This is a genomic window from Geothrix sp. 21YS21S-4 (genome assembly GCF_030845995.1).
Taxonomy (GTDB): Bacteria; Acidobacteriota; Holophagae; order Holophagales; family Holophagaceae; genus Geothrix.
This window is the reverse complement of record NZ_CP132719.1, coordinates 1,789,833-1,809,967: the sequence shown is the minus strand read 5'-3', so window position 1 is coordinate 1,809,967 and position 20,135 is coordinate 1,789,833. Positions and strand designations below refer to the sequence as shown.

Annotated in this window: 21 protein-coding genes and 1 pseudogene; 7 read left to right on the top strand and 15 right to left on the bottom strand. The window is 70.1% G+C overall.

What is annotated here, in order from left to right:
• The 3 genes and pseudogenes from RAH39_RS08210 to RAH39_RS14085 all read left to right on the top strand — a co-directional run bounded on the left by RAH39_RS08210 (window position 1) and on the right by RAH39_RS14085 (window position 2,493).
• Complete coding sequence (locus RAH39_RS08210; RefSeq protein ID WP_306589602.1) at window positions 1-456, top strand: hypothetical protein; 456 nt, start codon at window positions 1-3, stop codon at window positions 454-456.
• Window positions 453-2,351: pseudogene (pilQ, locus tag RAH39_RS08205) on the top strand (type IV pilus secretin PilQ); the annotation flags it as partial. The gene RAH39_RS08210 and the pseudogene pilQ, both read left to right, overlap by 4 nt.
• Window positions 2,317-2,493 carry a secretin GspD/PilQ domain-containing protein gene (locus tag RAH39_RS14085; RefSeq protein ID WP_373467355.1) on the top strand — a complete coding sequence of 59 codons (177 nt, stop codon included), beginning with the start codon at window positions 2,317-2,319 and terminating at the stop codon, window positions 2,491-2,493. The pseudogene pilQ and the gene RAH39_RS14085, both read left to right, overlap by 35 nt.
• Window positions 2,494-2,936: 443 nt before the next feature.
• Here the strand turns inward: RAH39_RS14085 and RAH39_RS08200 are convergent, their stop codons facing one another.
• Window positions 2,937-3,803 (bottom strand): 3-hydroxyacyl-CoA dehydrogenase family protein, encoded by an 867-nt coding sequence (locus RAH39_RS08200; RefSeq protein ID WP_306589600.1) that lies wholly within the window; start codon window positions 3,801-3,803, stop codon window positions 2,937-2,939.
• Complete coding sequence (locus RAH39_RS08195) at window positions 3,803-4,825, bottom strand: NAD(P)-binding domain-containing protein (protein ID WP_306589599.1); 1,023 nt, start codon at window positions 4,823-4,825, stop codon at window positions 3,803-3,805. The genes RAH39_RS08200 and RAH39_RS08195 overlap by 1 nt, the downstream gene beginning before the upstream one ends.
• Before the next feature lie 89 nt (window positions 4,826-4,914).
• Between RAH39_RS08195 and RAH39_RS08190 the strand changes: the two genes are divergently transcribed.
• Genes RAH39_RS08190 through RAH39_RS08175 form a run of 4 tightly spaced genes read left to right on the top strand, consistent with a single transcriptional unit; the run spans window position 4,915 to window position 8,642 of the window.
• On the top strand, window positions 4,915-5,826 hold the full coding sequence (locus RAH39_RS08190; protein ID WP_306589598.1) for a PP2C family protein-serine/threonine phosphatase: 912 nt from the start codon (window positions 4,915-4,917) through the stop codon (window positions 5,824-5,826).
• A complete protein-coding gene (gene rdgC / locus RAH39_RS08185) occupies window positions 5,823-6,434 on the top strand; it encodes a recombination-associated protein RdgC (RefSeq protein ID WP_306589597.1) in 612 nt (203 codons plus the stop codon). Before RAH39_RS08190 ends, rdgC begins: the two co-directional genes overlap by 4 nt.
• 1 nt (window position 6,435) lies before the next feature.
• The gene (locus RAH39_RS08180) at window positions 6,436-6,984 is read left to right on the top strand and encodes a hypothetical protein (RefSeq protein ID WP_306589596.1); all 549 of its coding nucleotides are present in this window, start codon (window positions 6,436-6,438) and stop codon (window positions 6,982-6,984) included.
• Window positions 6,972-8,642 (top strand): N-acetylmuramoyl-L-alanine amidase family protein, encoded by a 1,671-nt coding sequence (locus tag RAH39_RS08175; protein WP_306589595.1) that lies wholly within the window; start codon window positions 6,972-6,974, stop codon window positions 8,640-8,642. The genes RAH39_RS08180 and RAH39_RS08175 overlap by 13 nt, the downstream gene beginning before the upstream one ends.
• 188 nt (window positions 8,643-8,830) lie before the next feature.
• Here the strand turns inward: RAH39_RS08175 and hisG are convergent, their stop codons facing one another.
• From hisG to RAH39_RS08110, 13 genes are all read right to left on the bottom strand, one after another.
• On the bottom strand, window positions 8,831-9,478 hold the full coding sequence (gene hisG / locus RAH39_RS08170) for an ATP phosphoribosyltransferase (RefSeq protein ID WP_306589594.1): 648 nt from the start codon (window positions 9,476-9,478) through the stop codon (window positions 8,831-8,833).
• A complete protein-coding gene (locus tag RAH39_RS08165; RefSeq protein WP_306589593.1) occupies window positions 9,475-10,440 on the bottom strand; it encodes an ATP phosphoribosyltransferase regulatory subunit in 966 nt (321 codons plus the stop codon). The genes hisG and RAH39_RS08165 overlap by 4 nt, the downstream gene beginning before the upstream one ends.
• Window positions 10,440-11,063, bottom strand: a complete 624-nt coding sequence (hisIE, locus tag RAH39_RS08160; protein ID WP_306589592.1) for a bifunctional phosphoribosyl-AMP cyclohydrolase/phosphoribosyl-ATP diphosphatase HisIE — start codon at window positions 11,061-11,063, stop codon at window positions 10,440-10,442. The genes RAH39_RS08165 and hisIE overlap by 1 nt, the downstream gene beginning before the upstream one ends.
• A 1-nt stretch (window position 11,064) precedes the next feature.
• Window positions 11,065-11,817, bottom strand: a complete 753-nt coding sequence (gene hisF, locus RAH39_RS08155; RefSeq protein WP_306589591.1) for an imidazole glycerol phosphate synthase subunit HisF — start codon at window positions 11,815-11,817, stop codon at window positions 11,065-11,067.
• Window positions 11,817-12,530, bottom strand: coding sequence for a 1-(5-phosphoribosyl)-5-[(5-phosphoribosylamino)methylideneamino]imidazole-4-carboxamide isomerase (locus RAH39_RS08150; RefSeq protein ID WP_306589590.1), 714 nt, complete (start codon window positions 12,528-12,530; stop codon window positions 11,817-11,819). The genes hisF and RAH39_RS08150 overlap by 1 nt, the downstream gene beginning before the upstream one ends.
• Window positions 12,521-13,156 carry an imidazole glycerol phosphate synthase subunit HisH gene (gene hisH / locus RAH39_RS08145; RefSeq protein ID WP_306589589.1) on the bottom strand — a complete coding sequence of 212 codons (636 nt, stop codon included), beginning with the start codon at window positions 13,154-13,156 and terminating at the stop codon, window positions 12,521-12,523. Before hisH ends, RAH39_RS08150 begins: the two co-directional genes overlap by 10 nt.
• Window positions 13,153-13,737, bottom strand: coding sequence for an imidazoleglycerol-phosphate dehydratase HisB (gene hisB / locus RAH39_RS08140; RefSeq protein ID WP_306589588.1), 585 nt, complete (start codon window positions 13,735-13,737; stop codon window positions 13,153-13,155). Before hisB ends, hisH begins: the two co-directional genes overlap by 4 nt.
• The gene (locus tag RAH39_RS08135; RefSeq protein WP_306589587.1) at window positions 13,734-15,497 is read right to left on the bottom strand and encodes an aminotransferase class I/II-fold pyridoxal phosphate-dependent enzyme; all 1,764 of its coding nucleotides are present in this window, start codon (window positions 15,495-15,497) and stop codon (window positions 13,734-13,736) included. The genes hisB and RAH39_RS08135 overlap by 4 nt, the downstream gene beginning before the upstream one ends.
• A 75-nt stretch (window positions 15,498-15,572) precedes the next feature.
• A complete protein-coding gene (gene hisD, locus RAH39_RS08130; RefSeq protein ID WP_306592113.1) occupies window positions 15,573-16,850 on the bottom strand; it encodes a histidinol dehydrogenase in 1,278 nt (425 codons plus the stop codon).
• Between the two features lie 138 nt (window positions 16,851-16,988).
• Window positions 16,989-17,909, bottom strand: a complete 921-nt coding sequence (lpxC, locus tag RAH39_RS08125; protein ID WP_306589586.1) for a UDP-3-O-acyl-N-acetylglucosamine deacetylase — start codon at window positions 17,907-17,909, stop codon at window positions 16,989-16,991.
• Window positions 17,910-18,032: 123 nt separating this feature from the next.
• Window positions 18,033-18,737, bottom strand: a complete 705-nt coding sequence (locus RAH39_RS08120; protein WP_306589585.1) for an IspD/TarI family cytidylyltransferase — start codon at window positions 18,735-18,737, stop codon at window positions 18,033-18,035.
• Window positions 18,706-19,545, bottom strand: a complete 840-nt coding sequence (locus RAH39_RS08115; protein WP_306589584.1) for a septal ring lytic transglycosylase RlpA family protein — start codon at window positions 19,543-19,545, stop codon at window positions 18,706-18,708. Before RAH39_RS08115 ends, RAH39_RS08120 begins: the two co-directional genes overlap by 32 nt.
• A gap of 136 nt (window positions 19,546-19,681) precedes the next feature.
• A complete protein-coding gene (locus tag RAH39_RS08110) occupies window positions 19,682-20,008 on the bottom strand; it encodes a hypothetical protein (RefSeq protein WP_306589583.1) in 327 nt (108 codons plus the stop codon).
• Between the last annotated feature and the right edge of the window lie 127 nt (window positions 20,009-20,135).

Sequence of the window (20,135 nt, the reverse complement as noted above, 5' to 3'; positions counted from 1 at the left end):
ATGACCAGCCGACGCGTTTCCCTTTCCCTCCTGGCCTGCGCCTTTCTGGCCGCGCAGGCTCCGCCGGCTCCCAAGCCGGCCGATGTCGCTCCCAAGGCCGCCGATTCCGTCCAGGTTCCGGACGTGGCGATGATCAAGACGACTCCCTACAAGCCCTCCATGCTCCGCGATCCCTTCTCCGCTCCCCAGGACAATCGTCCCGTGGACGCCCTCGACCTGATCGACGACATCGGGGTGAAGGGGATGATCCGGAAGGACGGGAAGAATTTCGCGATCGTCTCCGATAGCCGGGGCAACGTCCGCTGGCTGCCGGTGGGCCACCGTTTCAAGGACGGGGAGATCACCGCCATCACGGAGAAGTCGGTGACGTTCCGCCAGTGGGAACTGAACACCACCAACCGTTCCGTATTCCGCACCATCACGAAGACGTTCAAACGCGAGGAGGGTACACGATGAATGCTCGCCTGAGTTCCTTGCTGGTCGCAGGGGGCGTGGTCCTGGCGGGGATCCACCCGGGATCCCTTCACGCTTCGCCAGCCGCGGAGATGGCCTCGGCCAAAGCCACGCTCGTCTCCGCCACCCTCCAGCCGACGGCGACGGGCGCTCGGATCCTCCTGGGGATTCCCGGCGCGGCCGTTCAGCCCGGCGTCCAGGTGCTCTCCGGCCCCCTGCGCGTCGTGGTGGATCTGCCCGGCGTCGAACGGGGTTCCGCCGTCAAGCGGGACGAGCTGCGCCAGTTGGCCCATCCCCTGATCCGGAAGGCCCGCCTCGCCCAGTTCGCGACCACGCCCCGCCCCATCACCCGCCTCGTGCTCGAAGTGGCGCCTGGCACCCAGGTGTCCGTGGGCTCCGATGCCGATGGCGTGCACTTGACCCTGAATCCCGGCGAAGGCCGCGTCCAGGCCCGCCTCGAAGAGGGCGTTCGGTCCGTGCCCCTCATCGCGCTTCCCGCGCCTGCTCCCGCGGAGGCGGTTCTGGCCTCGGTTGCGGTTCCCACCGATCAGGCTCCGGTTGCCGCTCCCACCCTCGCCAAGTCTTTGGCGCCCATCCCCGCTGTCGGAGGCAGCTTCCCGCTCCTTCCCCAGCTGGCCGCTTCCACGCTCCTGCCCGCGGCCGCGCCGGAAGCCGTCCAGGTGCCCGACGTCGACAAACCCCGCGTTTCTTCCCGACCGGTCGGCCGAACTTTGGGAGATTCCGCGACCCGCTACACGGGTTCCAAGATCACCATCGCCCTGTCGAACGCCGACATTCGCGATTTCCTGCAGATCCTCGCCGACACCGGCAAGCTGAACCTGGTGATGGACCCGGACGTCCAGGGGACCTTCGGGTTCCGGTTCACGGACACGCCCTGGGACCAGGTCCTGGACGTGGTCCTGAAGAACGCCGGACTCGGGAAGGAGATCCAGAACGGCGTCCTCCGCGTCGCCAAGACGGAGAAGCTCCAGAAGGAAGAGGAGGAGCGGAAGAAGCTCGAGGAGACCAAGGCCCTGGGCGGAGAACTCCAGACCATCACCCGCCCGCTCTCCTACGCCAAGGTCAGCGACGTCCAGAAGATCCTCAAGGACATGCTCACCAAGCGCGGGTCCGCCATCCTGGACGACCGCACCAACACGCTGATCATCACGGACCTGCCGCGGAACATCTCCCTGATCGACGACCTCATCCAGACCCTGGACGTGCAGATCCAGCAGGTCCAGATCGAGGCCCGCGTGGTGGAAGCCAACAAGGACTGGCAGCGCGAGTTCGGCGTGAAGTGGCCCCAGTCGAACAACGGCTCCGTTTCCCTCACCAGCAGCGGGAGCACCACCACGAGCACTCCGTGGGTGGGCGGTCAGTCCCCCTATTGGAACGGCACCCAGGGCTTCAACCGGCCCGTGTCGGGGCAGAGCGCAGCTGTGGCGTGGGCGCCCGGAATCGACGGCGTGACGTCGCTGTCGGCGCCCGCGGGGGAAGTATGGCTCTCCTTCCTCAGCAACCGCTTCAGCATCAACGCGGTGCTTCAGGCCCTGGAATCCAGCGGAACCGTGAAGATCGTCTCCTCGCCGAAGGTGGTCACCCAGAACAACCGGAAGGCCACCATCCTCAGCGGCGAGAAGATTCCCTATCCCACCCAGCAGGGCGGGGCGCAAGGCGGCGCCATCACCGTGTCCTTCGTGGACGCTAACCTTCAGCTCGACGTCACTCCCCAGATCACCAACGAGGGGACCATCATCATGGACATCAAGCTGGAGAAGGCCGAGGCGGACTTCAGCCGGACCGTGCAAGGCACGCCCACCATTCTGCGCAAGGCCCTGGAGACCCAGATGCTCGTGCGGGATGGCGGGACGGCGGTTCTGGGCGGAGTCTATGTCACCAATTCCACCATTGGGACCGTGGGGGGTGCCCTTCCTGGCCAAGATCCCCCTCCTGGGCTTCCTGTTCCGCAAGGACACCAAGTCCGAGAAGAACACCGAGCTGCTGATCTTCATCACGCCCCGGGTCCTGCGCCAATAGGCGCCGGACCCCGATCAAAGAAAACGGCCCCGGAATCGGGGCCGTTTTCTTTGATGGAGATCGGAACCTACTTGGGGATGGGGAGGGTCCGGACGAGGCGCTTGCAGCTGCTGCACAGGATGGTGAAGTTGTCCGCCTGCTCGAAGTGGTACTTGAAGCCGGGATCCTCGGCGACCTTCTCCAGGCGACCGAACTGGTACTCGGCGATGCGCACGCTCTGGGGGGCGGTCAGGTCGGCGCCGCAGTGGGTGCAGGAGATGGCGGCCATGCTGGCTCCTCGAAAAGCTGGGGACGTCAGGAATGAAGGACTTTCCAGAGCCCCCAGCTTACCAGAGCCAGGGCGGCGAGGCCCACGAAGACCCGCAACAGCACCTTGCCGATCCGATATGCGACGTAGATCACGACCAGTGCGGCCAGTCCGGCGCCGACGAGCGTAGCTGTATTCACATCCGTCTCCCCTGGGGATCCCATACGAAGAAGCCTCGCCCGGCCTTGCGGCCCGTGTGCCCGGCGGCGACCTTTTCGCGGAGCAGGACGGGAGGCGCGAAGGCGGGATCGCCCGACGCCTCGAAGATGTTCTCGGCGATCCGCAACCGCAGGTCCAATCCCACGCGGTCGGACAGTTCCAACGGACCCACGGGATGGCCGTAGCCGAGGGTCATCAGGGCATCCAGGTCCGCGGCGGAGGCCGTGCCGGATTCCAGGAGCCGGATGGCCTCCAGTCCCTGGGCCAGCGCCATGCGGGCCGCGGCGAAGCCCGGTTGATCGGCGACGATGACGACCCGCTTGCGCAACGCCTCGCCCAACCCCCGCGCCTGGCCCACCTTCGCTTCCGGTGCGCCTGGCGGAACGGCGAGTTCCACCACGCCCATCTGGGGAACGGGGACGAACAGGTGGAACCCCAGCAGCCCACAGGAAATTCCCGCCGCGGCGGCGAGACGGGAGATGGGCAGGGCGGAGGTTCCGGACAGCAGAAGAAGGTCCTTTCCTCCCCATTGGACCGCCTGCGCGAGGGCCGGGGCCTTCTGGCTGAGATCCTCCGGCAGCGCCTCCAGAAGGATGGACACGCCCTCCAGAGCGGCGCGATCGAAGGCGTGAGCCCGGATCCTGCCCTTGGCCCGCTCGGCTTCATCGCTGCTCAGGCTCCCCCGATGGACCGCCCGGTCCCAGGCGCCGGTCAGGTCATCCACAGCGCGCTGGGCGTGGGCGAGGTTCCGCCCCAGGAGGCGCACCTCCAATCCGCATTCGGCGGCCCACTGTGCAGCGGAACGGCCCAGGGCTCCGGGCCCCAGAATGGCCAGGACTTCCATCAATGGGCTTCTCCGGCGCCGGGAATGCGGCACTCCAGGTGGTCCTGGCAGAGCCCTTCCCACACCACGGTCCGGCCGGTGTTGAAGGCCTTCACGATGGAGCCCTTCCCGCCGGCCACCAGATCCCCGGCGAGGTACAAGCCGGGCACGCCGCTCTGGAAGCGGTGGTCGACGCGCGGCTTCTTGCCGTCCAGTTCCACGCCCGCCTCGCGGAGGAAGCCCTCGGGCGTGGCGCCGCCCAGGGCCAGGACGGCGTGGTGGAATCGCGCCACGCGGCCGTCCTTGAAGGTGGCTTCGATCCGCGGGGCCTCGCCCGCGTCGCGCAGGGAGGCGATGTCGGCATTGCGCCAGACCGTGGCCTGGCCGCCCTCTTCCAGGTTCTGGAGAATGCGGCGGTTCACCTCATTGGCCTTGGCGAACTCGGCGCCGCGGTAGGCCAGGGTGACGGGATGGTCCGCGTACAGGAACGCCACGTACTCCAGCGCGGTGTTCCCGCCGCCCACCACCAGCACCCCTTCGCCGGCGGGAATGTCCTCCGTCAGATCGAAGCGGACGAAGGCTTTCAGGGTGGAGGGAATGGGGTAGTCGGGTCGGTTGGGGCGGCCGTAGACGCCGATGGCTATGACCACCGTCCGCGTCCAGAGCGAGGTGCCCCGGCCTTCCTGCACCTCGAATCCGCCTTCTTCCAGCGGCGTGATTCGGGTGACTTCCGTGTTGTTGCGGATCTCCAGGCCGTACTGCCGCACGAAGTCGTCCAGGGTCGCCAGCACGGTTTCCCGGGTGCCGTCCACGATGCACACGGCCCCTTCGCATTCCACCTCTTGGCCCAGGTAGACCTTGTCCACCCGCTTGCCCGGCGTGTACAGCTTTTCGATGGAGAAGCTGTGGCCGGGGCCTTTCTCGAGCAGCAGGATCCGCTCGATGCCCGCCTCCCGCGCTTCGACGGCGGTGGCGATTCCGGCGGGCCCGGCGCCCACGATCAGCAAGTCCAGGAGATCCTTGTCGACAGGTCTTTCGCTCATCGATTCCCCCCTTCACCCGTTATGATGAGCAGAAAGGGCTTTCAGCGCGCCACCGTTATCCCCCGCGCCCGTGAGGGCCCACTTCGCAGATGCTCATCGACTACGCCGCCATCACCCATCCGGGCAAAGTCCGGAAGAACAACGAGGACGCCTACCTTCTGAGCGCGCTGGACGGCGAGGAGCCCATCATCAACGGGCCGTCGCAATCCCTCAACGCCAAGGACGCGGGCCTCCTGGTGGCCGTGGCGGACGGAATGGGCGGCGCCGCCGCGGGGGAAGTGGCCAGCCGGGAAGGGCTGGCGGCCATGGCCCTGCACCTGTTCGGCCACTGGGGTCTGGCTCCCGGCGGCGAGTCGGACCTGCTGCGGGCCCTGGAAGCCGCGGTGAAGGAGGCCAGCGACGCCGTCCTGCGGTATTCGGACGACGACCGCACGGCCCGGGGTATGGGCTCCACTCTTACGGCGGCGGTGCTGTGGGGCGGGCGGGTCTACGTGGCGCAGATCGGCGATTCCCGGGCCTACCTCCTCCGCCAGGGGCACCTCCACCAGATCACCGTGGACCAGACCCTGGTGAACGACCTGATCAGCCAGGGCTCCCTCACCGCCGAGGAGGCCCGCACCCATCCCCAGCGGAACATGATCACCCAGGCCCTGGGCTCCCCGCGTCCCCTGCAGGTGGCCCTGTCCCGGATCTCCCTCCGACGGGGCGACCGCCTGCTGTGCTGCTCCGACGGGCTCCACGGCGAGGTGGAGGACGGGCGGATCCGCGAGGTGCTGGGCGATGCGCCCACGCCCCGCCAGGGGCTGGAGCGCCTCCTGGAGGATGCCCTCGCCCGGGGCGCCCGGGACAACGTCACCGGCGTCGTGGTGGCCCTCGATGACCCCAGCCTTCCCCTTCCCGTGCATGGGGAAGCGCTCGACCTCCAGCATCCCCGGCCGCGCCTCGCGTCCGCCGGATGCTGGGATCGCCTGCGCGGATTTTTCGGAGGGGGCGCCTCATGAGCATGCTCCAGGGGACCGTGTCCCTCAAACGCTTCCTGGTCCTGGGACCGGTCCCGGATCCGGCGGACCTCCAGGCGGGGCTCGATCAGGACCAGTTCCGGCCCTTCCAGGACGGCACCGAGGAAGAGCGGATGGGGTGGTGCGACTGGCGCAACCCGCTGATCATCCCGCCGGACGGCGATTGGGTCGGGCAGGAGCGGTTCGCCGTGTTCGCCCTCCGCATCGACACGCGCCGCGTCCCTTCGGCGCTGCTCAAGGCGCACGTGGACCTGCGCCTCCAGACGCTCCAGAAGGAGAAGGATCTGGCCTTCATCGGCAAGGAAGCCCGCATCTCCCTGGCGGACGAAGTGAAGGTGGAACTGCTGCGGAAGGTGCTGCCCACGCCCAAGGTGGTGGAGGTGGCCTGGGACCTGAAGGGCGGCATCCTGTGGACGACCGCTTCCTCCAGCAAGGCGCAGGGCGCGCTGACCAGCCTCTTCATCAAGTCCTTCGGCTGCGAGATCCATCCTCTGGCGCCGCTGGTTCTGGCGGGACGGCTGTGCCACGACCTGTCCGTGGAAGCATTGATGGCATTGGATCCCCTGGATCTCGAACTCGAGGAGGCCTGAGGTGAAGCCTCTTGAACTCATGGAACAAGGACGCTTCCTCGGTGAGGAATTCCTGCTGTGGCTCTGGATGCGCAGCATGACCGAGGGCGGCGCCAGCGGCGAGGATGGGGACGGCTCCGGCTGCTTCGTGGACGACGCCATCCAGCTCACGTCCGAACGCGGCGAGGTGAAGGAGATCAGCCTCCGCAAAGGCAATCCTTCGGAGAGCCGCGAGGCCTTCGAGGCCCTCGCCCGCGGCATGCGGCCCGCCAAGATGAAGCTCCGCATCCTGTCCGGCGACCTGGAGTGGGTGTGCGTCCTGAACGCCGCCACCCTGGACATGGGCACGCTCAAGCTGCCGCCCAGCACCGGGAAGGCGCCCCACGAGCGCCTCCACGACCGGCTCTTCCTGCTGGAGGAGGGGGCGGGACATCTGGAGCGCCGCCTGAAGCGCTTCCTCCGCATGCGCGCCGAGGAGGCGGAGGACCTCCAGGAATCCCTGCGGGCCTGGGTCCGCGCCGGCCGCGCCGGGGAAGCCCTCCCCACCGGCGAGGCGCCGTGGGAGGCCTGAAGGCGAGCCTCCTGCTCCTGCCGGCGGCCCTGGCCGCTCCGGCGGCGCAGGAGCCCGCGCCCATTCTGGCGCACGCCGTCACGCCCGAGGGTCGGCCCATCCTGCTGCGGTTCCAGTTCAAGAAGGGGCTCAGCGCGGAGGGGAAGGCCCTCCCGCGCGCGTTCCTGGCGAAGGGAACGGATCCCAGCGGATGGGTTCCCTTCGACGGCCTCAGTCCCGACGGCAAGCGATGGGCCCTGGCTGCGCTCTTTCCCGCGGACCAGTGGCGCGGGGAGGAGGTGCGCCACGTGGTCCGCCATCCCGACGTGGAATCGGTGTGGACCCTGGCCGCGCTCTTCACGGGGCACGGGCAGAACTACGATCGGCTGATGGCCGAGAACCCGGACCTGCCGGAGAAGCTGCGGGAAGGCGACGTGTGGCGCATCCCCCGGACGCTCCTGTCGGCCAGTCTGGGCGGGACGGGGCGGACCCCGGGGCGCTCCCATCCCGAGGACGACCTGGACGACGAGGCCCGGGTGGCGACCTACCGCGGGTTGCTGTCCTTCGGCGACGACGCCCAGGGGCGCTACGCCGCCTACCGCCTGCGCAAGGGCGAGGCGCTCTATTCCAGTGTCGTCATCCGCTACACGGATCGGGTGGATCCCAAGGGCGTGAACGAGCTGGCCGAGCGCATCGCCCAGCGGAGCGGGATCGGGGATGTCCGGGTGATCCAGCCGGGCCAGCTCATCAAGATCCCCATCGCCTTCCTGGCGGATCCCTTCCAGCCCGAGGGCAGCTCGGAGTTGGCCGAGGAGCGCGAAGTACGGGCGGAGGTGCGGCGGACCGCGCGGGTAGAGGCGGGGCCGCGGCTGAAGGGCGTCCGCATTGTCCTGGACGCGGGCCACGGGGGCGTGGATCCCGGCGCCCGGGCCAACGGCCTGTGGGAATCCGACTTCGTGTACGACATCGCCATGCGGGTCCAGCGGCTCCTCGAACTGGAGACCGAGGCCCAGGTGAGCAGCACCATCCGCTACCCGGGCTTGGGCTTCAAGGCGCGGGACGAGATCCGCGTCCCCAGCCGCGCCGCGGAGATCCTCACCACGCCGCCCTTCGCGGTGGATGGCGAGAGCCCCTCGGCCGTCAGCGTCCACCTCCGCTGGGTGCTCGCCAACGACCTGTTCGTGGCGTTCCGCCGGGCGAAGGGCGACGCCCAGAAGACCCTGTTCGTCAGCTTCCACGCCGACAGCCTGCATCCCTCCGCCCGGGGCTCGATGGTCTACGTGCCGGGCGCAGCGCTGGTGCCAGCCTCGTTCTCCCTGGGAACGCCCGCGGCCCGACGCGTGGTGGAAGCCAAGCGCTCCGCGCAGGTGGCCTTCACCGGCCGCGAGAAGCTGCAGGGGGAGGCCCGCAGCCGCCAGTTCTCCGAGACCCTGCTGAAGGTGCTGCAGGCGGAGCGCATCCCGGTCCACGCCAACCGGCCCATCCGCAACGTCGTCTACCGGGGCCGGGGAAAGTGGGTCCCCGCCGTCATCCGGTACAGCGCGGGGGCGACCAAGGTCCTGGTGGAAGTGGCCAACCTCACTAATGAGGACGACGCCGCGAACCTGCGGGATCCCGAATTCCGCGAGCGCTACGCCGCCGCCGTGGTGAAGGCCATCCGAGCCTACTACCGGACCTAGGGCTGTTTTCAAAGTGGATGCGATACCAATGGGCGATCAAGGCCCAAGGTTTTCTTTTCACCACCAAGGCACCAAGAAAGCTCTCCTCATGGCGGATGCGGTTCTTGGTGCCCTTCGCGGCTTGGTGGTGATCCTTATCTTTTGAATGCAAAGTGGGGCGTGGCCGCGCCCTATTTTGAAAACAGATCCTAACCCGCCAGGGCGGCGGTGAGGATGTCCGCCAGCGGGCGGATCCGGGCCGGCTCGCTGAGGTAGGCGCCGCGGGCCGCCACCAGGCGGGCGGAGGAGCGGCCCAGCACCGCGGTCTCCACCAGACCATGGGCCTTCAGCGTGCCGCCGGTCTGTACCAAGTCCACGATGGCGTCGGCCAGGCCCAGGAGCGGCGCCAGCTCGATGCTGCTGCTGAGGGGCACCAGCTCGGCGGTGAGCCCCTCCCGCGCCAGCCACGCTTCGGTCACGCGGAGAAATTTGGTGGCCAGGCGGAGGTGGGGCCGGGCGCGGAGCTGCGCGAGGCCGACGCCGGCGGGCGCGCAGAGGGACAGGCGGCAGGCGCCCAGGCCCAGATCCGCCAGCTCCAGCAGATCCACATCCGCTTCATCCAGGGTGTCCGAGCCCACGATGCCCAGGGACGCGACGCCCGCCGCCACGTAGCGCAGGAGATCCGCGCCCTTGAGCAGGAGCGCCTCCACGCCGGGCGTCGCGGTGGGGATTTGGAGGGCGCGGGAACGCAGGGCGGCGGGATCGAGGGCGAGGGGCGTCCCCGCCAGCCGGGGCACGATGTCGTCGCCGAGACGGCCCTTCGGAAGGGCAAGGAGCAGGCAGGGCGCGGAACTCATGGGGCCTCGAAGAGGTCGGGCCGGGTCTCGGCCAGGTCGAGGAGGCGGGACAGGCGCACGCAGAAGCCCGCGGCCCGCCAGGGGCGGCCCAGATCTGGGAAGAGCCGGTCGTAGCGCCCGCCGGCGGCCAGTTCCTGTTGGGCGCCGGGAGCCCACAGGCGAAGGGTCGGGCCCGTGTAGAACCCGAGGCCCGCCACGTCCGCGAGGTCCACCCGCAGCTCCAGGGTCGGGGGAACGAAGGGCAGGAGCGCGTCGAGGGCCTGGGCCATGCGCTCGCGCTCCTCTTCGAGCAGGCCCGCATAGGGGCTGGCACCCAGGGCCCCGAGCGTGTCCGGTCCATCTGGTCCAGAAAGGAGGGCTTCGGCGTGGGCGGCGAGCCGTCCAGCCGCAGGATGGCCTTCCAAGGCCTCGCGCACGCGGTGCGGAGCCCGGCGGGAGAGGGCCGCCACCACGGATTCCGCGGCTTCTCCTGCGAGGCCTTCCGCTTCGAGCGGGCGGCGAACGAGGGCCGCGTTGCCCACCTGCAGAATCGCGCCTTTGAGGCCCAGGGCGGCCGGGACGGCCATCAGCAGGCGCGCCAGTTCCACGTCCCCTTCGGCGGTCGCCTCGCCCTCGGGCTGGATGCGCTCGCAACCCACCTCGAAGCGCTCCGCCGCTTCCCAGGGCTGCACGGGGCGGCGGAAGACGGCGCCCGCATAGGACACCCGCGCGGGCGGCTCCGCGAAGCTCCGGGCGAGGAGGCCCGCCAGGGCCACCGTGAAATCCCAGCGGAGGGCCACCAGTTCGTCGCCGTCGAAGAAGCGCAGGGCGGTCGCGGAAACCGGCTCGCGCAGGACGAGGGAAGGGTGCAGTTCCCGGTAGCCGTGGGCTTCAAGAAGGCCCATCAGGGCGGCCTCCCAGCGGCGGAGGCGGGCGGCGGCCCCGAAGAGGAGGTCGGGGAAGTGGGGCGTGCGGACGGGCATCAGGCCGTTCCTCCGGCCCGATCCGCGTGGCGGCGGTGGAGGGTCTCCACCACGTCCAGCAGGCTCGCGCCGCGGTCCAGCAGCAGCAGCTCCAGGTGGAACAGCAGGTCCGCCGCCTCGCCGAGAAACGCTTCGCGGTCGTCGTTCTTCGCGGCGATCACCACTTCTCCGGCCTCCTCCACCACCTTCTTGGCGATGCGGTCCACGCCCTGAGCGAAGAGCTTCTGCGTGTAGCTGCCCGCGGGATCCGCCGCGGCCTTCCGCGCCTTCAGCAGCGCTTCCAGCCGGCCGAGCCAGGGCAGCGTGGCGGGCGCCGCTTCGCCGTCGAAGCAGCTCTCCGTGCCGCGGTGGCAGGTCGGTCCTTCGGGTTCGGCCAGGATGAGCAGGGCGTCGCGATCGCAGTCGGGTCGGATCTGGAGCAGGCGCAGCCGATTTCCGCTGGTCGCGCCCTTCACCCAGAGGGCCTGGCGGGAGCGGCTCCAGAAGGTGACGAAGCCGGTGTCGAGGGTGCGCTGGAGGGCTTCGCGGTTGAGCCAGGCCAGCATCCGGACCTCGCCGGCGAGGCTCTGGACGATGCCGGGAATGAGGCCGTCGGGGCCGAAGCGGAGGGTCTCGGGGTTCATGTCAGATCCGTACGGTGAGCCCGTGCTGGGCGAGGCGGGCCTTGAGGCGGGGAATGGGAAGGCGGTTCTCGTGGAAGAGGGTGGCGGCGAGGACCGCGTCCGCACCGTGTTCCAGGGCTTCCACGAAATGGGCGGCCGTGCCGGCGCCGCCGGAGGCGATGAGGGGAATGGGGATCTGGGACGCCAGGTCCAGCAGGGGCAGGTCGAAGCCGTCGCCGGTGCCGTCCCGGTCCATGGAGGTGAGCAGGAACTCGCCGGCGCCGAGGTCCGCGAGTTCCCACAGCCAGTCCAGGGCCGCGCGGCCGGTGGGTTCCGTCCCGCCCTTGAGGTGGACCCGCCACCCCAGGTCGGGATCGCGCCTCACGTCCACGGCGGCCACCACGCACTGGCGGCCGAAGGCGGCGGCCAGTTCGGAAACCAGCGAGGGACGCAGGGCGGCTGCGGTGTTGACGGCCACCTTGTCCGCGCCCGCCCGAAGCAGGGACCGGGCGTCCTCCACGCTGGACACGCCGCCACCCACGGTGAAGGGGATGCTGAGTTCCCGCGCCACGGCCCGGACCCAGGCCTCCCGCGTCCCCCGGTTCTCCAGCGACGCTGCGATGTCCAGGAAGACCAGCTCGTCCGCGCCCTCCGCATCGTAGCGGCGGGCGAGGTCCACCGGATGCCCGAGGTCGCGGAGGCCCTGGAACTGGACCCCCTTCACCACCCGGCCCTCCTTCACGTCGAGGCAGGGGATCACGCGCTTGGCGGGCATCAGGCCCCTCCTTCCAGGGCGGTCCGGGTGGCCGGATCGTCCAGGGCGATGTGCCCCTCCATCAGGGCCTTCCCGCTGATGGCGCCCACCACGCCCGCCAGGCGGGACAGGGGCTCCAGGTCGGCGAGGCTCTTGAGGCCGCCGGACGCCTGCGCCCGGAAGCCCTCCCGGGCGACCTGGGCCGCGGCGTCGAGGCCGGGGCCTTCCAGGGTCCCGTCGCGGCTTACGTCCGTGACGAGCGCCCGGTCGAACCCCAGGGACAGCAGGGCCTCGAATACGTCCGTGGAGGCGCAGGCGCTGGGGGTCTGCCAGCCGCGGGTGACGATCCGGTCGCCCTTCAGGTCGAGGGCCGCGATCACGCGATCGGCGGGCAGGCCGCGGAGCGCGGAAGGCCGCTCCACCGCCAGGGTTCCCACCACCGCGTCGAAGCCCAGGTCCAGCACGGCTTCGATGGCGGCGCGGCCCCGCAGGCCGCCGCCCAGCTGGAAGCGGACATGGGGGAAGCGGGCGGGAAATTCGGTGAACGCCCCCTGGCGGGGCCTGCCGAAGGCGCCGTCCAGATCCACGAGGTGGATGCGGCGGGCGCCCGCCGCGGCGAGCTGCGCCACCCAGTCCTCCGCGATGAGGTCGTAGAACGTGGCCTGGGCGGGATCGCCGTGGCGGAGCCGCACCAGCCGGCCCTGCATCAAATCGAGGCTGGGGATCAGTTGCACGGCGCCTCCGGAAGGGAAGCCACCGCGCCCATCCACGCCAGGGCCGCCTGGAGCAGCATCAGGCCTGCGGCGCCGGACTTCTCGGGATGGGGCTGGAATCCCAGGACGTTCCCCCGGGCTTCGATGGCGGCGAAGGGGCGTCCGTGATCGGCGGTGTAGACGGTCTCCGCCGTGGGCTCCAGGGCGTAGCTGTGGACGAAATAGAGCCACGCGCCCCCGGGATCGGGCAGGCCGGGATGGGGATAGCGGCGGTGGACGCGGCTCCAGCCCATGTGGGGCACCTTCACGCCCGGACCCAGCCGGCGGACGATGCCGGGGATCAATCCCAGGCCCGAGGCCCGGGGCGCTTCTTCGCTGCCCTCCGCCAGCAGTTGGAGGCCCAGGCAGATGCCCAGCACGGGCCGCCCGTCGGCCACCAAGCCGGGCAGGTGGCGCCACCAGCCGCGATCCCGGAGGGAGCGCTGCGCGGTCTCGAAGTGGCCCACGCCGGGCAGGATGATGGGCCCCTCGGGAGCGGCCTGGTCGGGGGAGGCGGCGCGGACGAAGGGCAGGTTCAGCCGCTCCAGGGCGCCTTCCATGGACGCCAGGTTCCCGGCGTCATAGTCGATGAGGGTGACGGTGCTCATGCGGACAGGGTCCCCTTCGTGGAAGGCACGCCGCCGCCTTCGAGGCGCGTGGCCCGGCGGAGCGCTTGGGCCAGGGCCTTGAACAGGGCCTCGACCTTGTGGTGGGTGTTGACGCCCCGCAGCAGATCCGCATGGAGGGCGAGGCCGCCGCGCATGGCTAGGGCCACGAAGAATTCGCGGACCATCTCCACCTGGAACCCATCGCCGAGGATCACCGGCGGCAGGTCCGCGTGGAATTCGCACCAGGGGCGGCCCGACAGGTCCACCACCACCCGGGCGAGGGCCTCGTCCAGGGGGACGTAGGCGTGGGCGAACCGGGCGAGCCCCGCGCGGTCGCCCAGCGCCGTCTTGAGGGCGTCGCCCAGGCACAGGCCCACGTCCTCCACGAGGTGGTGGCTGTCCACGGGCAGGTCGCCCTTCGCGTCGACCGTCAGGCCGAAGCCGCCGTGCTTGGCGAGCTGCATCAGCATGTGGTCGAAGTAGCCGAGGCCGGTGGCGATGCGGGCCTCGCCCCCGTCCAGATGCAGCGTGAGGGCCACGTCGGTCTCGGCGGTAGCGCGGTGCAGGGAGGCGGTTCTCATGGCAGCTCCTGGCTGAGCATCGGCAGAAGGTCCCGCAGGGTCGCGGATTGGAGATCCCCAGCCTCCGCGAACCGGGCGCGGTCGGGCCCCACGGCCGCGAAGCGCCAGGCCACCTCGGCCCGGAGGGTCGCGGCGGCGCGGAGGCAGGCGGCGTCGTCCACGGTGTCCCCAACGAAGAGCACCTCCTCCGCCCGGAACGCGTCCGCCAGCTGGAGGAGCCCTGCCGGTTCCGGCTTCCGAAGGTGGGGCGCGGCGTCGCACACGGCGGGCAGGCGGAAATCCAGAACCCGCCAGGCCAGTTCCAGTTCCTCCGGTGGCCGGCCCGTGAGGACGGCCAGGTCCCAGCCCGTGATTTCCAGCTCGGCCCGGGTGGCGAGGGGACGCTCCAGGCGGACCGTGTCGGCGTAGTGCTTCTGCACGGCGGCCTGGGCCCGCGGCTCCAGCGCCCGCATGCGGGCTTCCAGGCGGGGGAAGCCCCGTCCCTGGGCCTCCGCCAGGACCGGCAGGAGGTCCCCGTCGCCGAATTCCTCCGCCAGGGCCAGGGCTCCCGCCGCCAGGCGGAAGTCGTTGTTGAATCCGCCGACGCGCTTGAAGGCGCGGAAGATCTCATCGGACCAGGGCAGGGCGGGGCGCAGGTCGCCCAGAGCCCGGCTCACGGCCTCCATGAAGCTGCGGTCCGCGTCGATGAGGACGCCGTCGATGTCCAGGACCAGGAGCCGGCGCCGCGCGGAGGGACGGGGGGCGGGGAGCGTTCCTCCCAGGGCCGCGGCGGTGGCGGCGGTTTCCTCTTCCGTGCCCACGGTGACGCGGGCCGCGTCCGAGCCGGGCAGGCGGCGCACCTTCAGGCCGGCGGCCTCCAGCGGATCTGACGGGTCGGGCGCGATGTGGAGGAAGTTGGCGGCGCTGGGCGCGGCGCGATGGGCTTTCAGCGAGGCCGCCAGCCGGTCGCGGCGCCCGGGGATGGCGCGCACGGCGACGTCGAAATCAGCGGCGAAATCCAGGGCCACGTCCAGGGCTTCCAGGCTGGCGGCCGGAAGGGAATACGGCAGTTGGAGGGTGGCGAGGCGGCCGATCAGGGCCGGGTCGCCCAGGAAGTAGCCGAGGCGCCAGGCGGCGGAGGCCAGGGCCTTGCTGAAGGTGCGGAGCAGGAGGACGTTCGGGTAGCGGTCCACCGCCAGCCGGTGGGTGGCGGGCGCGAACTCCGCGTAGGCCTCGTCGAGCACCACCAGGGGTGGTTCGGGCCGCGCGGCGGCGGCTTCCAGAAGGGGCTCCAGGTCCTCCGGTGTGACCCACGCGCCGGTGGGATTGTTGGGCAGCGTGATCCAAAGCTGGCGGCAGTCGAGGGCCTCGAACCAGGGCGCGAGGGGGAAGCCCGTGCCCTGGGGCACCGGCCGCGTCCGTCCGCCGTGGCGGCGGGCCAGCAGGGGATAGAGGCTGAAGCCCGGATCCGGCACCGCCGCTTCATCGCCGGGACGGAGGCCGGCCATGGCCACCAGGTCGAGCAGCGCGCCGCTGGAGGGCCCCAGCAGCAACCCCCCTTCCGGGGCGCCCAGGCGTTTCCGCAGGCGCTCGGTCAGCTCGGCCTGGCGCTCGGGGTAGCGGTGGAAGGGCAGGTCCCGCAGCCGCGCGAGGAGCGCCATCCGGGCGGCTTCCGGCCAGCCCTCCGCGGCCTCGTTCATGTGCAGCCGCCGGCCCTCCTCGGCTTCGGGCGGCCGGCGGTAGGCGGGGAGGTCGGCGAGGTCGGGCCGGAGAAAGGGCATGGGCAACTCGGAATGAAGGTAGGAGAAAGCCAGGCTTCGGGGAAAGAAGCGAAGCGGAGCGCTGAAGAGGCGCTCCTAAGGATGGTGGTGGGCGGCGCGGAGCCCCGCGCTGCGCCCGTGATGGACCAGGCCCTCGGCCTCCGCCAGCCGCTGGACCCACGGGGCCATGGCCGCCGCGTCCGCCGGGGCCAGGCGCAGGAGACTCTGGCGCTTGAGGAAGGTGGCCACGCCCAGTGGGCTGGTGTGCCGGGCGCTGCGGTCCGTGGGCAGGACGTGGTTGGGCCCCGCGCCGTAGTCGCCGAAGGCCTCTGCGCTGGCGTTCCCGATGAACACGGCGCCCGCGGTCGTGAGGAAGGGCAGCCAGGCTTCCGGATCCTCCACGCACAACTCCAGGTGCTCCGGCGCCCAGGCCTGCGCGAGGGCGATGGCCGTGGCCCGGTCCGCCCGGACCAGCCGTCCGTGGGCGCCGAGGCTCTGCTCGAGGACGGCCCGGCGGGGGGAAGCGGCCACGCGGACTTCCAACTCCCGGCCGACAGCCTCCAGGAGCGGCCTGTCCGCGCTCACCAGGACGGCAGCGGCGTCGGGATCGTGCTCAGCCTGGGCCAGCAGGTCTTCGGCGAGCCAGGCGGGATCGGCGCCGCCGTCCGCGATCACCAGCAATTCCGTGGGGCCCGCCAGGGCGTCGATTCCGCAGGTCCCGATGAGCTGGCGCTTGGCTTCGGCCACGAACCGGTTGCCCGGTCCGGCGACCAGATCCACCGCGGGTTCGCCGAAAGCCAGCCACGCCAGTGCCTGGGCGCCCCCGAAGGGATACAGCTCCGTAAGGCCCAATTCTGCCGCGCAGGCGAGCACCAGAGGATCCACGCCCCAGGCGCCGGGGAGGGTGGACTGGGGCTTGGGGGGCGTGACGCCCACGATCCGCGCCACGCCCGCCACCTGCGCGGGAATCACGGTCATCGCGAGGGTGGAGGGATAGAAGGCCCGGCCGCCGGGGATGTAGACGCCGGCCGTCCGCAGGGGACACCACCGCTCGCCCACGGTCCCGCCTTCCGGCAGAGCCAGCTCCAGATCGCGGAGGCACGTGCGCTGGCCTTCGGCGAAGCGGCGGATGCGGGCGATCATCTCCCGCAGGGCGTCCATCAACTCCGGTCGCCGGCGGTCCAGATCGACGCGGGCTTCCTGCAAGGCAGCTTCCGGGATGCGGAGGGTCGCCGGATCCAGCCGGACGCCGTCGAGCCGCTCCGTCCAGGCGAGCACCGCAGGCAATCCCTCGCGGCGCACGTCCGCCAGGATGGCGGCCACGGCTGCGCGCGTATCCGCTTCCGTCTCCCCGTTTCGCGCCAGCCCGGCCACCCACTCCGTCACTTCCCGGGGCGCTGGGCTCCGGCCGGACAAGTCACTGATGGGGATGAAGTAACACCGGGGCACCTCAAGGGGCGAAAAAGCTAGCCTGCCAGCTTCCGCCGGCCCAGCGCAACCGCAAATGCAGACTCAGGCGGTCTGGGCGGCGACGTGGAGGCCGGCGGGCTGGAAGAAGAACCGCACCGCGGCGGGTTCGGCTTCCTCGGTCCACTCCCAGCAGCCGGGATCGCCCAGGATGGCCTGGACCAAAGCCACGTGCAGGGCGTGGCCCGCGGCGTGGGCTTCCACCAGGCCGAGCAGCGGCGCGCCGAGCAGCGCCAGATCGCCCACCAGGTCGAGCATCTTGTGGCGGACGGCCTCGTCCTCGTAGCGGAGGGAATCGTTCAGGGGGCCCTCGGCGCCGAAGACCACGGCGTTGTCCAGGCTTCCGCCGAGGGCCAAGCCCCGAGCGCGCATGGCGTCGATCTCGTGGGCCAGGCAGAAGGTGCGGGCGGCGCCCAGTTCCCGGCGATATTTCTCGGGCGTGAGGGTGAGCTCGCGGCTCTGGCGGCCCAGGGCGGGCACGGGGAAATCGATGACGTACCGGAGCCGCAAGCCGGCGTAGGGAAGCGCTCGGATCCAGCGATCCCCATTCCGCACTTCCACGGGACGGATGATCTTCATGAACCGGCGGCGGCCGGAAAGGGCCTTCACGCCCGCGGCGAGGATGGCGTCCGCCCAGGGCGCAGCGCTGCCGTCCAGGATGGGGAGTTCCTCGGCGTCCACCTCGATGCGGAGATGCTCGACCTCCAGGCCCGACAGCGCGGACAGGAGGTGCTCGATGGTCTGGAGCCGCACGCCGTCCTTGAGAAGGGTGGTGGACAGCACCAGATCGCCCGCCAGCCCCGCCTTCGCCGGGATCTCGGTCCCGGTGAGGGTATGGACGAAAACGAGGCCCGTGGGCGCGTCCACCGGCACCAGCCGCACGGAGCAGGGGCGGTTTCCGTGCAGCCCGTGGCCCGAGATGGTGATCTCGCGGCTCAGGGTCTGGGGTGCGGTGCTGCGGGGCATGGTTCGTCCTCAGAGAGGCTTAAGCCATTTCCATGCCGTTTTATTAGCCCTTGTATATCAATATTTGTTTGATATTCAAAATGGAAAGAATGTGGGTGGGACCACCACACGCCGTGGTGACCGCTAGCCCGGACGGGTCCGATCCCAGTCCTCGGGGGTGGTGAGCTTGAGGTTGGAGCTGGGGCTGGGGATCAGCTTGACGGCCAAGTCCAGCCGTTCCAGCAGCGCCACGTCGTCCGTGCCTGTGAATCCCGCCGCTTCGGCCGCCTCGAAGGCGCGGAGCCAGGTGCCCAGGCGGGCGATCTGGGGGGTCTGGGCCCGGAAAAAGGCCTCGCGGGGCTCGGTGCCCAGGACCCGGCCCTGATCGTCCACCCGTTTGAGGGTGTCCGTGGAGGCTTCTCCGAGGAGCACGCCGTCGAAGCGGTTGAGTTCGTCCAGGGCCTCCCAGAGGGGGGCCGTGGGAGGGAAGGGGCGGACGGCGTCGTGGATCATCACGGGGGCCAGGGGCTGGTCCGGAAGGGCGCGCAGGGCCGCCCACACCGACTGCTGGCGGGTGTCGCCGCCGAGGACCGGCCAGCAGGGGACGGAAAAGGTCCAGGCCTTCACGTCGGTGAAGTGGGACTCGGGCACGGCGAGGGCGATCCCGGCGAGGGGCGGCATCCCCGGCGCGAGGAAGGCTTCCACCGTCGCCTGGAGCAAAGGCCGGCCGCCCCAGTCCCGGAATTGCTTGGGAACGCCCCCGCCCATGCGCAATCCCCGGCCTCCGCCCGGGATGACGAGAAAGGGGCGCAGGGGATCAGCGCTGGCGGGTGATGAAGGGTTCGACACCGCGGTCCTTGAGGTGCTTGGCGATCTCTTCCGCCGCCTTCTCGGCCTCTTCGCGGCTGGTATAGCTGCCGACCCGCACCCGCTTCACCGGCTTTCCTTCGCGGGTGGCCGCGGCCTGCAGGGTGACGGTTCCGAAGGCGTTTTCAAGTTCGCGCGTAAGTGTCTCGACATTCTTGGGATCGGACAGCGAGGCCACCTGGACCACATAGGGATCGGCCTTCTCCGCCGCCGCGTTCAAGGTGGTGGGCACGCCCATGGCGTCCACCGTCCGCAGACGGACGCGGGCTGTGCCGTGGCCTGCGAAGCCGAGGTCCTCGGCCCCCCGCTTGGAGAGATCCAGCATCCGCCCCTTCACGAAGGGGCCGCGGTCGTTCACGCGAAGGACAGTCCGCTTCCGGTTGGAGAGGTTCTCCACTTCCACGAAGCTCCCCAGGGGCAGGGTGCGGTGGGCGCAGGTGTACTGCTCGGGATCGAAGACCTCGCCGCTGGCCGTGGGCCGGCCCGCGAACCCGTCGTCCTCGCCGCCGTACCAGCTGGCGACGCCCTCCTCCATGTAGACCTGACCCTCGCTGGCCTGGATCCCCATGGGACGGGAGGCGGCGTCCGGCGCGGTCGCGGGGGGACGGGTGCAATGGAGGGTGAAACTGAGGGCCACCAGGGTGGCGACGCGGGGCGTGCTCCAGCGCATCAGCCTCAGCAGCCCGCCTTTCCCGGGTTCCACCGGCGTTGGAGGATCGAACGCGACATGGATCTCGTGGATCCACAGCGCGCAGGTCTTGCTCCAGTTGGTAGGAAGGGAAGACAGCATCGGGCTCCACAAAGATCAGAGGAAATCAATAATCCTCAATATACATATGAAGTATACAGAGGTGCAGCTGGTTTGTAAAGAATGGGAAATAACATTGACTATATATACCTATTTTTAAAGATGTCGTGGGCGCCTTTTATGCTTTGGGGCGTTTGGAAGAGCCGCCTTCCGTGCGGGCGTTCTTCCGCCGGGTCTCCCACCCCTTTTTGGCGGTCGCGCTACGGGAAGTCGTCGTTTGGGCCCGTCCGCCCAGACGACCCCCCTTCCGGCTGGAGGCATGGTTCTCTGCTTGGTCCCGTCCGGATCCGGACTTCTTGCCGCCGCCGGTCTGCTTGTTGACCGTGGCCCAGGCGCGCCGCTCCGCTTCTTCGGTGGAGACGCCCCGATCCTCGTAGCCTTCTTCGATGTGCTCCGCCTGCCGCTTCTGCTTATCCGTGTAGGAACGCTTGTCACCCCTCGGCATGATGTCTCCTGGCTGGGCCCCTCTTCCGGGCCGGTCCCACGATGGGGCGGACGGAAGGGGGTGGCAACCCGAACATGCCTTGATTTTCATGCCGGCCTTATGCCGGACTTGATTGAGTGAGAGGCGG